13 protein-coding genes are annotated in these 14988 nt (G+C 72.8%); 2 read left to right on the top strand and 11 right to left on the bottom strand.

Annotated elements, in window-relative coordinates; all coding sequences use genetic code 11:
* Positions 1 to 75 precede the first annotated feature (75 nt).
* Positions 76 to 828: a MerR family transcriptional regulator gene (locus tag HAV39_RS14340; RefSeq protein WP_191839705.1), complete on the top strand. Its 753-nt coding sequence runs from the start codon at positions 76 to 78 to the stop codon at positions 826 to 828.
* Positions 825 to 1691, top strand: coding sequence for a hypothetical protein (locus tag HAV39_RS14335; RefSeq protein WP_191839704.1), 867 nt, complete (start codon positions 825 to 827; stop codon positions 1689 to 1691). Before HAV39_RS14340 ends, HAV39_RS14335 begins: the two co-directional genes overlap by 4 nt.
* Before the next feature lie 102 nt (positions 1692 to 1793).
* On the opposite strand, the gene HAV39_RS14330 is transcribed toward HAV39_RS14335, so the two are convergent.
* The 11 genes from HAV39_RS14330 to HAV39_RS14285 form a co-directional block, all read right to left on the bottom strand.
* A complete protein-coding gene (locus HAV39_RS14330) occupies positions 1794 to 2615 on the bottom strand; it encodes an HpcH/HpaI aldolase/citrate lyase family protein (RefSeq protein WP_191839703.1) in 822 nt (273 codons plus the stop codon).
* A complete protein-coding gene (locus tag HAV39_RS14325; RefSeq protein ID WP_239120547.1) occupies positions 2615 to 3802 on the bottom strand; it encodes a CaiB/BaiF CoA transferase family protein in 1188 nt (395 codons plus the stop codon). Before HAV39_RS14325 ends, HAV39_RS14330 begins: the two co-directional genes overlap by 1 nt.
* Positions 3799 to 5760: an SUMF1/EgtB/PvdO family nonheme iron enzyme gene (locus tag HAV39_RS42655; RefSeq protein WP_239120548.1), complete on the bottom strand. Its 1962-nt coding sequence runs from the start codon at positions 5758 to 5760 to the stop codon at positions 3799 to 3801. The genes HAV39_RS14325 and HAV39_RS42655 overlap by 4 nt, the downstream gene beginning before the upstream one ends.
* Complete coding sequence (locus tag HAV39_RS14320) at positions 5757 to 6677, bottom strand: ribokinase (RefSeq protein ID WP_191839701.1); 921 nt, start codon at positions 6675 to 6677, stop codon at positions 5757 to 5759. Before HAV39_RS14320 ends, HAV39_RS42655 begins: the two co-directional genes overlap by 4 nt.
* Positions 6674 to 7996, bottom strand: coding sequence for an ADP-ribosylglycohydrolase family protein (locus tag HAV39_RS14315; RefSeq protein WP_191839700.1), 1323 nt, complete (start codon positions 7994 to 7996; stop codon positions 6674 to 6676). Before HAV39_RS14315 ends, HAV39_RS14320 begins: the two co-directional genes overlap by 4 nt.
* The gene (locus HAV39_RS14310) at positions 7993 to 9126 is read right to left on the bottom strand and encodes an ADP-ribosylglycohydrolase family protein (protein ID WP_191839699.1); all 1134 of its coding nucleotides are present in this window, start codon (positions 9124 to 9126) and stop codon (positions 7993 to 7995) included. Before HAV39_RS14310 ends, HAV39_RS14315 begins: the two co-directional genes overlap by 4 nt.
* A gap of 2 nt (positions 9127 to 9128) precedes the next feature.
* Complete coding sequence (locus tag HAV39_RS14305) at positions 9129 to 10388, bottom strand: ABC transporter substrate-binding protein (RefSeq protein ID WP_239120549.1); 1260 nt, start codon at positions 10386 to 10388, stop codon at positions 9129 to 9131.
* 91 nt (positions 10389 to 10479) lie between these two features.
* Positions 10480 to 11313 carry a carbohydrate ABC transporter permease gene (locus HAV39_RS14300; RefSeq protein WP_120319671.1) on the bottom strand — a complete coding sequence of 278 codons (834 nt, stop codon included), beginning with the start codon at positions 11311 to 11313 and terminating at the stop codon, positions 10480 to 10482.
* A gap of 1 nt (position 11314) precedes the next feature.
* Positions 11315 to 12244: a carbohydrate ABC transporter permease gene (locus HAV39_RS14295; RefSeq protein WP_191839697.1), complete on the bottom strand. Its 930-nt coding sequence runs from the start codon at positions 12242 to 12244 to the stop codon at positions 11315 to 11317.
* The gene (locus tag HAV39_RS14290) at positions 12241 to 13275 is read right to left on the bottom strand and encodes a LacI family DNA-binding transcriptional regulator (protein ID WP_239120550.1); all 1035 of its coding nucleotides are present in this window, start codon (positions 13273 to 13275) and stop codon (positions 12241 to 12243) included. Before HAV39_RS14290 ends, HAV39_RS14295 begins: the two co-directional genes overlap by 4 nt.
* A gap of 267 nt (positions 13276 to 13542) precedes the next feature.
* Positions 13543 to 14940 (bottom strand): alpha,alpha-trehalose-phosphate synthase (UDP-forming), encoded by a 1398-nt coding sequence (locus HAV39_RS14285; protein ID WP_191839696.1) that lies wholly within the window; start codon positions 14938 to 14940, stop codon positions 13543 to 13545.
* Between the last annotated feature and the right edge of the window lie 48 nt (positions 14941 to 14988).

Genomic DNA, 14988 nt, shown 5'->3' with positions numbered 1-14988 from the left:
GACGGGCGCGGATCATGCCCGGACCAGGGCCGGGCGACTTGACCTTGCCGTAACGTCAACGTCTCTAATAGGGGCATGCGTATCGGCGAGCTGGCCGCACTCGTCGGGGTGACCACCCGTACCGTGCGGCACTACCACCACCTCGGGCTGCTGCCCGAGCCCGAGCGGACCCCCGGCGGCTACCGGGAGTACCGGGTCCGCGACGCGGTCCTGCTCGCCCGGGTCCGCCGGCTCGCCGAGCTCGGCCTGTCCCTCGACGAGATCCGCGACGTGCTCGCCGACGACCAGGGCCGCGAGCTGCGCGAGGTGCTCACCGAGCTGGACGCCGACCTGGCCCGCCAGCAGGACGCCATCGCCGCCCGCCGGACCCGGCTGGCGGCGCTGCTGGCCGACGCCGACCTCAACCCCGACACCACGGTCGCCCCCGACCTGGGGGACCTGCTGCACGACCTCCACCCGGCGGGCTCGGCGTTCGCCGCGCTCGACCGCGACGTGATCTCGCTGATCGACACCGGCGCCGACCCGGCCGCCCGGGAACAGGTCATGGCGATGTTCGCGCCGCTGACCGGACCGGATGCGCGGGCGCGGGGCCACGCTCTGACCGCGCGCATGGACGCGATCGCGGGCGCGGACCCGGCCGATCCGCGGGTCGCCGTGCTCGCCGCCGACCTCGCCGCCCACCTGCCCGCCGAGATGGCCGCGGCGATGGTGGCCAGCCTCGACGAGGCGGAGACCGGTCGCTGGCTGGACCTGATGACCTCTGAACTCGCCCCCGCCCAGGCCGAGGTGCTGCGCCTGATGGTCACGACCCTGAAGGAACGCCGATGATGCTGAAGATCGCCCGGGCCGCCCTGTTCGCGATGGTGCCGGCGGAGGTGGTGCTCGCCGTCCTGCTGGTGTCGGGCGTCGCGCTGCCGCGCCCGGTGCTGGCCGGCGCCGAGCTGGTCGTGCTGGCGGTGCTGCTGCTGGAGGCGCTGGTGTTCGGGCAGCGCTACCGTGCCCTGCGCGCCGACGGCGCCGATCGCCGGGCGGCGCTGCGCGGCGCGTACGAGCAGATCGTGCCGGACAAGGTGCGCCGGATCATGGGCTTCGACGCCAAGGGCATGGTCAGCATGGTGCTGTGGGTCGGCCGCCGCCGGCACGGGGTGCCGCCGGGCGCGGTGGCCCTGTCGTATCACCGCGAGCAGACGGTGCTCATGTTCGGGTTCCTGTTCGCGTGCGTGATCGAGCTGGTCGCGGTGGAGATCCTGCTGCGGTCGCTGGACGCCCCGGTCGGGCTGCGCGCGGTGCTGCTGGCGCTGGACGCGTACGGCATCCTGATCGCGCTGGCCGTCATCGCCGGCTACGTCACCCGCCCGCACGTCGTGACCGCCGACGAACTGCGCGTGCGCTACGGCGCGTTCTTCGACCTGCGCATCCCGCGCCGCCTGGTCACCGGGGTGCAGCACAAGCGCAACTACAACGAGACCGGCATGATCAAGGTAGATGGCGAGTGCCTGGCCCTGGCCGCGAACAGCCAGACCAACCTGATCGTCGAGCTCGCCGAGCCCGTCGTCGCGGTACGCCCGCTGGGCCGGCGCGAGCAGGTCCGCGTGCTGCGGTTCTTCGCCGACGACCCGTCGGCCGCCCTCGACGCGCTGCGCCCGGCCCGTCCGGCGGCGGCCACCGGCCCGGCGGCTCGGGCTGCCTGAGGCCCGGCCGGGCGGACGTTTCAGGCGACTTCGCAGCGGCGGCGACGGCCGCGCGGGACCCGAACGCCGGCGGGATCGATCGCGCGCCGCGGCGACGGCCGCTCAGGACCCGAAGCGCCCGGCGAGTTCGATCGTGCGCCGGGCGGCGTCGACCATGGCGCGGTCGGCGAAGCGCCCGTCGGCGAGCACGGCCGTGCCCTGGTCGCGCAGTTGTGCCGCGTCGAGCGCCGCCAGCAGGGCCTGGGCCCGGTCGACCTCGTCCGGGCCGGGCCGGAACGCCTCGACGATCACGGGCAGTTGGCGCGGGTGGATCGCGGCCCGCCCGACGAACCCCATGCCCCGTCCGGCTCGGCATGAAGCGGCCAGGCCGTCCAGGTCGGACACGTTCGCGTAGACCGACATGGCCGGTGACGGCAGTCTCGCCGCGCGGGCCGCGACGACGACGCGCCCGCGCGGCCACAGCAGTGCCGTGTCGTCGCCGGTGCCCAGGTCGGAGCGGAGGTCTGCTTCGCCGAGGCCGATGCTGGCGACCGCGGGGTGTGCCGTGGCGATGCTGTACGCCGCTTCCACCCCCTGTGCCGACTCGATCAGGCAGTGCAGCGGCGCGTCCACGGCGGCGGCGACGGCCGTGACCTGCTCGGCCGACTCCACCTTCGGCAGCCGCACCCCGCCGACACCGGTCACCTGGGCGAGCATCGCCAGGTCCGCTGCCGATTCCCCGGCGGTCAGGTCGTTGATGCGCACCTGCACCGGCACCGGATGCGGACCGGCCAGGAACTCCGCGACCGCGTCGCGGGCGTACACCTTGCGCCCGGCCGATACCGCGTCCTCCAGGTCGACGATGACCGCGTCGGCGCCGGACGCGAGCGCCTTGGCGAACCGGTCCGGACGGTCGCCGGGGACGTAGAGCCAGGTCAGCAGCATCAGATCACGCCCCGTTCGCGTAGCGCGGCGACCTGCTCGTCGGGCAGGCCGAGTTCGCGCAGGACGTCGTCGGTGTCCTGGCCGTGGCGACGGCCGGCGTGGCGGATCGTGCCGGGCGTGGCCGACATCCGGAACGGCACGTTCTGCATCCGCACCGGCCCGAGCTCCTCGTCGGGCACGCTGATGGCGGTGCCCAGGGCCTGGTACTGCGGGTCGGCGAGGATGTCGGCGACGTCGTACACCGGTGCGACGGCGGCCTGGGCGGCCTCGAACGCGGCGACCACCTCGGCCCGGTCGCGTTTGGCGATCCACTCCCCCACGGCGGCGTCGAGGTCGTCGGCGTGCGCGGCGCGGCCGCTGCCGGTCGCGAACCACGGCTGCGTGATCAGGTCGGCCCGGCCGACGAGTGTCATGACCCGTTCGGCGATGCTCAGGGCGCTGGTCGACACGGCCACCCAGCTGCCGTCGGCGCACCGGTACGTGTTGCGCGGGGCGTTGTTGGCCGAGCGGTTGCCCAGCCGCGGTGCGCGGTAGCCGAGCTGGTCGTACCAGGTGATCTGCGGCCCGAGCATCGCCATGATCGGTTCGATGATGGCGAGGTCGACGACCTGCCCGGCGCCGGTGCGTTCGCGGGCGGCCAGGGCCAGCATGATCGCGTACGCCCCGGCCAGACCGGTGATCGAGTCGGCGAGCCCGAACGGCGGCAGGGTCGGCGGCCCGCCGGGTTCGCCGGTCGCGGCCGCGAACCCGCTCATCGCCTCGGCCAGGGTGCCGAACCCGGGCCGGCGCGCGTACGGCCCGATCTGGCCGAATCCGCTGATCCGGGCGACGACCAGGCGCGGGTTGAGCTCGTGCAGCACCTCCGGACCCAGGCCCCACCGTTCGAGCGTGCCCGGCCGGAAGTTCTCCACCAGCACGTCGGCGTCGGCGAGCAGCTGCCGCAGCACCTGGGCGCCGTCGGGGTCGGACAGGTTCAGGGTGATGGTGCGCTTGTTGCGGCCCAGCACCTTCCACCACAGTCCGACGCCGTCCTTGGCGGGGCCGTGCCCGCGGGACGGGTCGGGCTTGTCGGGGTGCTCGACTTTGATCACGTCGGCGCCGAAGTCGCCGAGGAACCCGGCGGCCAGCGGTCCGGCGAACAGGGTGGCCAGCTCGACGACCTTGACTCCGTCCAGGGGCGCGGTCACGGCCGCTCCTGCGGCAGGTCGGCCGCGCAGCGGAAGCCGATGGACGGCGAGCGGCCGAATCCGGCGCCCATGAGCAGGAACTTGACCGACGCCTCGGGTGGCTGGGGGCCGCCGTCGAGGTACCAGTCGGAGCCTTCGGCGACGAACTCGGCGCCGCCCTTGAGGATGCAGAACCGAGTCCGGCCGTCGGTGTGCTCGCTGTCGGTGAGGTTCCACACCAGCGGGCGGGCCCGCTGCAGCAGGCCGGCTTCGGCGGCGATCTGCCATTCGTCCTCGGTGGGCAGGCGCAGCCCGGCCCAGGCGGCGTAGGCGCGGGCGTCGGCGAGTTCGACGTGGGTCACGGGGGCGTCGGCCGGCCCCTGGCCCGCGGTGAACCGCTCCGGGCGGGTGGGGCGGTAGCCGGTGGCGGCCAGGAACGCGGCGTACTCGCCGTGGGTGACCTCGCGGGTCGCGATGGCGAACCGGCCGGTCTGCACGGTGCGGCGCAGGGTGGCCTCGTGGTGCAGGCGCGGCGGCAGCGGTTTCCACTCGTCGACGTAGGGCGCCTCGCCGTAGAGGCCGGTTTCGCGCACCCGGTGGCGCACCAGCAGGTCGTAGCGTCCGGCGGCGACCGCGGCCATGCCGTCGGGCAGGGTGTCGCGCGGTGCCCACGGTGCCGGTCGGCGCACCGCGGCGCGGGCCGGGAACGTGTCGTCGCCGGTGAGTGCTGGTGCGGCGGGCCCGGTGACGGGGCTGGGCAGGACGGCGGCGATCGCGCCGGCGGCGAGGTGGCCGCCGACGGAGACCCGGCCGTCGCCGAGGTCCTTGACGGTCAGCGGGGTGCCGGTGGCCGGATCGGTCCAGTGCGCGCCGGGGCGGGCGTCGGTGACCAGCCAGGGGCCGTCGTAGTCGCCGCCGCGGTTGACGACGGTCCACAGCGGTGTGCCGTCGTGGGTCCAGCGGGAGGCGTACACGGCCGCGCCGCCGCCGGGGTGGTCGGCCAGCGGCAGCCAGTCCTCGCTGCGCAGCCAGGCGGGGTGGCTGAGCTGGACGTGGCGCATGGCACGCAGCACGGCGCGGTCGCGGTCGTTCCAGCCGACCCACACCCCGAACACGCTCTCCCAGATGAGCACGCCGCAGCCGTTGAGCCAGGCCGAGTGCAGCTCGTCGAGGTGGCTGCGGTGCCAGCGCCGGGTGTGGTGCAGGATGTGGCGGCGCTCGAACCACTTGGCGCGCAGCACGCCGGGCACGGTCGAGTCGGCGAACCACTGCGCCCACGACATGGCGTGGTCCTCGATGCGGGCCAGCGGCACCCGCGATTCGCCTTCCAGGACCATGCCGGGGCGTACGGCGTCCAGCGCGGCGCGCAGCGGCCCGGCGCCCTCCTTGAGGGTGTCGAGGAAGACGCCGTCGACGCCCAGGGTGGCGGCCAGTTCGGCGACCGCCTCGGCGTCGGCGACGGGTTCGCGGCGGGTGCCGACGTCCCACGGGTTGTAGTCGACGAAGACCCGCACGCCGCGGTCCTGGAAGAGGCGCACGACCTGCGGCAGCTCGGGCACGTCGCGGTAGAAGTCGAACTGGTTGCGCTCGTCGAGGCCGATCACGGGGTAGGCGTGCCACAGCACGACGCCGTCGATCCCGCCGAAGTCGCGGCCCGCACTGTCGAGGAACGCCTCGACGGTGAACTGGCCCCGCTCGTGGTCGTAGAGGGCCTCGTCCCACAGCCAGACCAGCGCGATGGTGAAGCAGTCGCCCTGGATCTCGTCGTAGTGGCTACCGGTGTACCCGAGCCGGGTGCGGGCCTGCTCGCGCCAGGCGGTGAGCTGCTCGCGCCAGCGCGGCCAGTCGGCCGAATCGCCGGGCGCGGCGAAGATCTTGGCTTCGTCCAGGGCCGACAGGTCCGCGGCCGGGTCGAGCGGCACGGCGGCGGGCAGGTCGATCGGGCGCGGAACGTAGGGGTTGAACGTCGGAACGGTCACGGTGCTCCCCCGTAGGTCTGTGCGTACATCTGGTCGATCTCGGCCCGGGTGGGCAGGGCCGTCGCGGCGCCGTGCCGCTGGGCGCACACCGCCCCGGCCGCGCAGGCCCAGCGCAGCGTGTCGGCGATGGGACGCCGCTGCGCCCAGGCGAGCGCGAGCGCGCCGGTGAACGCGTCCCCGGCGGCGGTGGTGTCGACGGCGGTGATGCGCGGCGCGGGCACGTCCAGGCGCTGCCCGTCGCGGTCGGCGTAGGCGGCCCCGGCCGCGCCGAGGGTCATCACGACCCGCGGCACGTGCGCGAGCAGCGCGTCGAGCAGCCGGGACGGGTCCTGCTCGCCGATGCCGGCGATCGCGGCGGCCTCGCCCTGGTTGACGACGAGCAGGTCCACAGCCTGCAGCAGCGCCGCGGGCAGGGGCCGGGCCGGGGCGGCGTTGAGCACCACGGACACCCCGGCGTCACGGGCCGCCGCGGCGGCCTGCACGACGGTGTCGAGGGGGATCTCCAGCTGGCACAGCAGCACGTCGGCGGCGGTGATCGCGGCCCGGTCGGCGTCGGTCAGCGCGGTCAGGGTGGCGTTGGCGCCGGGCGCGACGACGATGAGGTTCTCGGCTGCGGCGTCGACCGCGATCAGCGCCACCCCGGACGGGCCGGGTGTGCTGCGCAGCCGCTCAGTGTCGACGCCTGCGGCGGCCAGGTTGGCGCGCAGCTCGCCGGCGAACGTGTCTTCTCCGACCGCGCCGACGAACCTGCAGGCGGCTCCCGCGCGGGCGGCGGCGACGGCCTGGTTGGCGCCCTTGCCGCCGGGCACGGTGGAGAACCCGTCGCCGAGCACGGTCTCGCCCGGCCGGGGCAGTGTCGGCGCGGTCGCGACGAGATCCATGTTCACGCTGCCGACGACCGTCACGCGCGGGGTCACGACGCCGTCCCGGTCTGCGCCAGGCGCAGCGTACGGGCGGCGAGTTCGGCGAAGCCGATGCCGTCGAAGCCGGCGATGCTGCTGTGCAGGCGTCCCTTGAGCGGGGCGGTCCACCGCCCGGCGATACGGCCGGCGCCGGTGAGCGCGCCGACGGCCGAGCCGACGGTGGCGCCGTTGGAGTCGGTGTCCCAGCCGCCGCTGACCACGGCGCAGATGGACGTGTCGAAGTCGCCGTCGCCGTAGGCGAGCGCGGCGGCGGTCAGCGCGGCGTTGTTGCGTACGTGGACCCAGTGCAGGTGGCCGTGCTCGGCGTGCAGGGCGTCGAGCACGCTCTCCCAGTCGGGTGCGCCGGTGGCCAACTGGCGGGCGTGGCGCACGGTGTCGGCGAACCGGCCCTCGGGCAGCACGGATTCGGCGGCGTCCAGAACGGTGCGCATGTCGCCGGCGACCACGGCGGCCGAGGTCAGGGCGGCGGCCCACCGGGCGCCCTGGACGCCGTCACGGACGTGGCTGACCGCGGCGTCGCGGGCGGCCATCTCCGCCGCGGCGGCGGGGCGGCCGGGGTTGACCCAGCCGTAGACGTCGGTGCGGATCTGCGCCCCGATCCACTCCCGGAACGGGTTGTGCCGGCGGGCGGTGTCCGGTGGGGTGAGCCCCAGCAGCAGGTTGCGGTAGGCGACCCGTTCGGCGGTGAACACGCGCCCGCCGGGCAGCCAGTCCAGCCACGCCTGCGCGACATCGTCGGTGCTGAAACCGCGTCCGTGGGTCTCCAGGATCCGCAGGGCGAGCAGGGCGAAGTTGAGGTCGTCGTCCTCGGGCATGCCGTCGATGTTCTCGGCCAGGGAGTTGACGGCGCTGCGCCGGTTCCACGGCCACCGGACGGCGACCTCGTCGGGCAGGCCGACGGCGGTGAAGTAGCCGTCGAGCGGCCATCGGCCGGTGGCGCGCAGGATCTCGGCGATGGCTTCGCGGGGCAGTTTCTCGACGGGTTTGCCGAGCAGGCAGCCGACGGCGCGCCCGGTCCATGCGCCGAGCATCCGGTCGTCGGTGACGCCGGTCGGCAGGCCGAGCTCGCGGGGCTGCGGTGCGGCGGGGGTGTCGGCGGTGGGCAGCGCGTCGCACTCATCGAGCAGTTGCAGGGCCAGCGCCCGCAGCTCCGGTCCGGCCGGGGTCGCGGAGGCCCCGGTGACCGGTGCCTGCAGGGAGCCGCCGGCGGCGGTCCAGCGGGCGGCGACGGCCTCGACGTCGCGGCCCTCGTCGCGGCTGGCCGCGAGTTCGTGCGGCAGCAGGTCCTCCGGCTGCACCCAGGTGAGCCTCATCGGGTCAGCTCCGCGAACCGGTCCGCGCGGCGGGCGAAGCGGGCCTGGTCGGCGGTGAAGATCTCCTGTGCCACCTCGGCCAGCACGACGGCGGGTTCGGCCAGGTCGAGGCGGGAGGCTTGCGCGACGGTCGCCGACCACTCGGCCGGGACCGCTGCCGCGCCGCCGAGGGCTCCGGCGATGGCGCCGGCCATGGTGGCGGTGGAGTCGGCGTCGCGGCCGTAGTTGACCGAGCCGAGCAGCGCGGGGCGGAAGTCCCCGCCGGCCACGACGAGCATGCCCAGGGCGATGGGCAGTTCCTCGATGGAGTGCAGGCGGCTGGGTCGCCGGGCGCCCAGGCCGGGGCTGCGGTACTCCTCGCCGACGGTGTCGAACGGCGCGATCGCGGCCCGCAGCGGGGTGATCGCCTCGCGCCAGTCGCGGTGGCCGCGGGCGGCCTTGACGACGGCTTCGATCGCGGCGCGGGTGCCGTCGCGGGCCAGGTCGAGGCAGGCCGCGACGACATCGTCGACGTCGGCGCCGGGCGCCATCGCGGCGGCGACGGCGGCGGCGAAGACCGCGGCGGCCTCGCGGCCGTAGCTGTGCTGGTGCGCTCCGGCGATCTCGACCGCTTCGGCGTACGCCCCGGCCGGGTCGCCGGCGTTGACGATCCCGACCGGTGCCATGTACATGGCCGCGCCGCAGTTGCAGATGTTGCCGACCCCGGCCTCGCGCGGGTCGGCGTGGGCGTGGTGCAGCCGGGTCACCAGCCAGCGCTCGGCGGCCGCGAGGCGGTGGAAGGTCACCGCCTCGCGCTCCATGTCCGGGATGTGGACCACTCGTTCGATCAGGTCGGGCACGAGCAGCTCGGCGACGTCGAAGGCGTCGAGGTGGTCGCGTTTGCGCGCGTACACCCGGACCAGCGCGTGTGTGAGCAGCGTGTCGTCGGTGATGTGCCCGTCGCCCTTGTGGTAGGGGGCCAGCAGCCGACCCGCCCAGTTCTCGTGGAACGGGGCGACGATGCCTTCCACCCAGCCGCCGTAGCGGGCGCGGATCTCCTCGGGCAGTGCCGTCTCGGTGGCTCCGCCCAGGGCGTCGCCTACCGCGGCGCCGACCAGGCAACCGACCGACCTGTCGATCAAGTGGTTCATGATTACTTCAAAACCTGCTTCCCGCCGTCGACGAGCTGGGTGCCCAGCTGGTCGATCGTGATCTTGTTCGCGAAGTACTGCTGCAGCGCCGGGGTGGCGTACTTGGTCTTCCACTCCGGGTAGCCGTCGACCGTCTGGAACGGCGCGATGGTCAGGTCGGCCGCGCTGTCGGCCGCCACGTCCCAGCCCTGCTTGCCGCCGGTCAGTTTGACCAGCTCCTCGTTGGCTTTCGTGCCGGTCGGCACCAGCCAGTCGCCCTTGGCCAGGGTGGCCATGTTGGCGGGGTTGAGGAAGAACTCCAGGAACTGCATGGCCTGCTGCTGGGCCTTGGAGTCCGCGGAGATCGACAGCGTCTGCGGGTTGGCGGCCTGGTTGGCCGAGTTGCCCTTCATCGGCGGCAGGGTCACCCAGTCGAACCCGGCCGGGGCCTGCTCGACCATCTGCTGGCGCAGCGACACCGAGCCGGGCAGCATCGCGTACTTGCCGGCGAAGAAGCCCGGCAGGGTGTCCGCGCCGCTCATGCCCAGCGCGTCCGGCGAGGCCGACTTCGCGGCGTAGATCATGTCGTGGATGCGCTGCGGCACCTGCTTCTCGGCGTCACCGACGCGCACCTCGGTCTTGCCGCCGTCGGTGTAGAAGAACTTGCCGTCGTAGTTGAGCGCCAGGTTCATCACCCGGTTGGTCGGCGACTTGAGTGCCCAGGCCGCGCCGTACTGGCCGGGTTTGGTGAGCTTGGCGGCGTTGGCCTGGAACTCGTCCCAGGTCCAGCCGCCGTCGGCCGGTGGCACCGCGACGCCCGCGGCGTCGAGCAGCTTCTTGTTCGCGATGACGACCTGCGACTCCAGCAGGAACGGGATGCCGGTGATCTTGCCGTCGTGGGTGACGGTGTCCCACACGCCCTGGCTGATCTGGCCCTTGAAGTCGGCGGGCAGCAGCCCGGACAGGTCGGCCAGGTAGCCCTGCTTGCTGAACTCGCCGATCGCCGCCGACTCGTACTGGAACACGTCCGGGGCGTCGCCGCCCTCGAACGAGGTCAGCAGCTGGTCGTGCACGGAGTTCCAGTCGCCCTGGACGTACTCGACCTGGATGTCGGGGTGCTCGGCGTTCCATTTCGCCACCAGGTCCTTGTTGGCCTGCAGCGACTCCTTCTGCCAGGCGAGGCTGAGGAAGCGCAGCTTCACCGGGCCCGTGCTCTGCTCGCCGCTGTCGCCGCCCGTGCCGCAGGCGGCCGCGCCGAGCCCTACGACGGCCGTCACAGCCACCGTGAGCAGCCTTCTTCTGAGCATTCGGTGCACTAGTATCACTCCATCTCTGTGAAGGGGATATCCGGCTGACGTCGTGGACTGGACGGCGTCAGCCTTTAACCGCGCCGGCGAGCGACCCGGAGGACAGCCGGCGTTGCATGACGGCGAAGAAGACAAGGCTCGGTAGCGTCGCCAGCAGCGAGCCGGCGGCCAGCGGACCGAGACGCGCGGTGCCCTCGATCCCGACGAACCGGGCCAGCGTGACCGGCAGCGTCGCCAGCTCCGGGGTCTTGATCAGCACGAGGGCGAAGAAGAACTCGTTCCACGCGGAGATGAACGCGAACAGCGCGGTGGCGACCACGCCGGGCGCGAGCAGCGGGAAGACGACCTTGCGCAGGGTCTGCAGGCGGCTGGCGCCGTCGACGGAGGCAGCCTCCTCCAGCTCGCGCGGGATGTTGCGCACGAAGCCCTGCAGCATCCACAGCGCGAACGGCAGAGCCCACACCACGTAGATCAGGATCAGGCCGGCATGGGTGTTGGCCAGGCCGATCTCGCGCAGCACCAGGAAGATCGGGATGATCAGCAGCACGAACGGGAACAGCTGTGACAGCAGCACCCAGCCCAGCGCCACGGTGCCGATCCTGGTCCGGAACCGGGCCAGCGCGTACGAGGCCGGCAGCGCGATCAGCACCGTCAGCAGCGATGACGCGAGTGCCACCTGCAGGCTGTTGAGGGCCGCGCGGCCCAGCTGCTGCTCGGTGAACGCCTGCACGTAGTTGCTGATCGTCGCGCTGTCGGGGATCAGCGTCGGGTGGAGTTTGACCAGCTCGCGGGGCGGTTTGAAGGAGGTCGACAGCAGCCATACCAGGGGGAAGCCCAGGAAGATCACGTATCCGAGCAGCGCCAGGTACTGCAGCGACCGGGTCAGCCGGGACGCACGCATCTCAGTTCACCTCCCGCAGCCGCCGGCGCAGGTAGACCGCGAGCAGCGCGACGATGATCACTACCATCACGTTGCCCAGCGCCGCGGCGTAGCCGTAGTTGCCGTAGCGGAACGCCTCCTCGTAGGCGAACAGCATCGGCAGCATGGTCTTGCCGCCGGGGCCGCCCGCCGTGAGCACGTACACGAGCCCGAACGAGTTGAAGTTCCAGATGAAGTCCAGCGAGGTGATCGCGACGATCACCGGCATGAGCGCGGGCAGCGTCACCCGGCGGAACCGCTGCCAGGCGGTGGCGCCGTCGACCGCGGCCGCCTCGTGCAGCTCCTTGGGCACGCCCTGCAGACCCGCGAGCAGCACCACGGTAGTCTGCGGCATGCCGGCCCAGACCCCGACGATGATCACTGCGGGCAGGGCGGTGCTGAAGTCGCCGAGCCAGTTGGTGCGCAGCCCGTCGGCGCCGACCTGGTAGAGCAGCTCGTTGAGCAGGCCCGCGTCGGGGTGGTAGACCAGCCGCCACAGGATGCCGACCACAACCGGCGGCATCGCCCACGGCACCAGCGACAGCACCCGGGCCAGGCCGCGGAAGCGCAGCGGCTGGTTGAGCAGCAGTGCCAGGCCCAGTCCGAGCAGGAACTGCAGCGCGGTCACGCCGAACGCCCACAGCAGACCGATCCGGAACGCGCCCCAGAACAGGTCGTCGGTCAGCAGCTCGCGGTAGTTGGCCAGGCCGTTGAAGGCCACCTCGACGTTGCGTCCGGCGCGGGCGTCGGTGAAGCCGAGATAGATACCGCGCACCAGCGGGAAGACCGACAGCAGCACGATCGGCAACAGTGACGGCAGCAGCAGCAGGTAGATCGTCGCTCGGTCGGAGCCGCGCCGGGCCGGGGCCGGGGTGGTGGCCGCGGGGGCGGGGGCGGTGGTGGTGGCGGTCATCCGGCGACCGCCTGGCTGGAGGCCCGGATCACCAGATGAGGGGCGACCTGTTCACGGCGGGCGGGCAGGGTGGGGTCGGCGATCCGCTCGACCAGCAGCCGGGCGGCCAGGCGGCCGCGTTCGGCGGAGCCCAGCGAGACGCTGGAGATCTGAGGAAAGGACATCTGCGCCAGCTCGGTGTCGTCCATGCCCACGAGGGCGACGTCGTGCGGCACCCGCAGCCCTCGGGCCAGCAGGCCGTGCAGCGCGCCCGCGGCGATCAGGTCGTTGGCGCAGACGACGGCGTCGGGGCGGCCACGGTCGAGCAGTCGCTCGATGGCGGCGCGGCCGGCGGCGTACTGGAAGTCGCCCACTTCGATCAGGTCCTCCTCGACGTTGAGGCCGTGCTTGACGAGCGCGGTGCGAAAGCCGGCGTCGCGGGCCGTGCCAGGCACGGTGTCCAGCGGGCCGTTGATGAAGGCGATGCGGCGGTGTCCGGCCTCGTGCAGGTGGCCGACCGCGAGCGCGACGCCGGTGCGGGAGTCGGTGCGCACGTTGTCGACGGCCACGTCGTCGGGCAGCTGGCCGATGACCACGACCGGGACGGGGCTGTCGAGCAGTGCACGGGTGTGCGATTCGGTGATGCGGATCGGCGACATGATCATGCCGTCGACGTAGCGGTGGGCCAGGCGCTGCAGCAGGGCGACCTCGCCGCCGATGCTGGCAGAGGTCTGGTGGACCAGCAGTTGCCGGCCGGACTCGCTGACGACGGCTTCGATGGCGCGCATCATCGCGACGTACACGGGGTTGCCGATGTCCTCGACGGCGAGGGCGACCAGGCCGGTGCGCTGGGATTGCAGGGAGCGGGCGATGGCGTTGGGCACGTAGCCGACCTCGGCTGCGGCCTCGCGGACCTTGCGTACGGTCTCGGCGCTGCCGCCGAGCCCGTTGAGCACGCGCGAGGCGGAGGCGATCGAGACCCCGGCGCGGGCGGCGACGGTGTGCACCGTCGGGCGGCCGTCCGCCGAGGACTGTAAACGTTTCCGAACCACGCTCGACACCTTCCACGGGCACCTGTAAACGTTTCCGAAGTCTCGCCCGCGACCCAGTCGCTGTCAACCCCTCGTTACGAGAACGTTTCCAAGTCCGCCGGTCGGCACGCGGGCACCGACGCCGATCGCGACCTCTTCGCGACGATCGGTTATAACTTCACTACATAAAGTCGTGAGAGTGCCGCGAAGCGGTCCGCGACACTCTCGCCGGCCCGCCGTAGCGGCGGGACCGTCAGGTCGCTCGCGGCACGGCTTGATCCGCCTCCGTCACCGTCCGGCGCAGGCCGCCTCCAGCGCGGTCAGATACGACCGCGCCCAGGTCTGGATGTCGTGCTCGCGCACGTGCGCCCGCATGGCCGCCATCTGCGGACTCGGCTCGGTCGGGTCGGCAGCCAGCGCCTCGATGAGAGTGTCCTTGAGCCCCTCCACGTCATGCGGGTTGACCAGGTACGCCTGCGTCAGCTCCGCGGCGGCCCCGGCGAACTCGCTGAGCAGCAGCGCGCCGCAGCCGTCGACCCGGGCGGCCACGTACTCCTTGGCGACCAGGTTCATGCCGTCGCGCAGCGGGGTGACCGCCATGACGTCGGCGGCGCGGTAGAACGCGGCCAGTTCGGTGCGGTTGAAGACCTGGCTGAGGTAGTGCACCGCGGCGACGCCGAGCCGGCCGAAATCGCCGTTGATCCGGCCGACCTCGCGCTCGACCCGGTCGCGCAGCAGCCGGTACTGCTCGACCCGTTGCCGGCTCGGGATCGCGACCTGCACCAGCACCGTCTCCGGTGCCTTGAGCCGGCCGTCGGCCAGCAGCTCGCGGTATGCCTTGAGCCGGTGCTCGATGCCCTTGGTGTAGTCGAGCCGGTCGACGCTGAGGACCACCCGCTGCGGGCCGCCGAGGTCGGCACGCAGCTTGGCGGCCTTCTCCACGACCTCGTCCTGGTTGGCCAGCGCTTCCATCTCGGCGGTGTCGATCGACACCGGGAACGCGCCGGTGCGGGCGATGCGGCCGTCGACCAGCACGCCGCGCTCGTCGACGGTCGTGTCGAGGACCTTCGCGACCAGCTGGTGGAAGTTGTGCACGGCCTGGGTGCGCTGGAATCCGATCAGGTCGGCGCCGAGCATGCCGCGCAGCAGTTCGGTGCGGCGCGGCAGCTGCATGAACAGTTCCGGGGGCGGGAAGGGCACGTGCAGGAAGAAGCCGATGCGCAGGTCGGGTCGCTGCGCGCGCAGCATCGCGGGCACCAGTTGCAGGTGGTAGTCCTGCACCCAGACCACGGCGCCGTGTGCGGCGACCCGGGCGGTGTGGTCGGCGTAGCGCTGGTTGACCCGCTGGTAGGCCTCCCACCAGCGGCGGTGGTGCACGGCCGGCTCGACGGCGTCGTGGTAGAGCGGCCACAGGGTCGAGTTGGCGAAGCCCTCGTAGTGGTCGTGGACGTCCTCATCGGTCAGTTCCACGGGGATCAGGTGCACGCCGTCGACGTCGGGCAGTGGCGGGGTGGGACCGGGTTTGCCCGCCCAGCCGATCCAGGTGGCGGGCTTGTTGATCAGCACGGGGTGCAGGGCTTCGCCGAGGCCGCCGGGGGTGCGGCGCCATTCGAAGACCCCTTCGGAGGCGGCGGCGTCGTTGATGGGCAGGCGGCTGGCGACCACGACTAGCGAGGCGTCCCGCATGGGGTGCCCCCTTTCCGGGCTTTCGCGGACATGACGTCGGTTCGTGTG

It is taken from the genome of Catellatospora chokoriensis, from assembly GCF_011297315.1.
Classification (GTDB): Bacteria; Actinomycetota; Actinomycetes; order Mycobacteriales; family Micromonosporaceae; genus Catellatospora; species Catellatospora citrea.
This window is presented reverse-complemented; position numbering and strand designations above follow the sequence as displayed.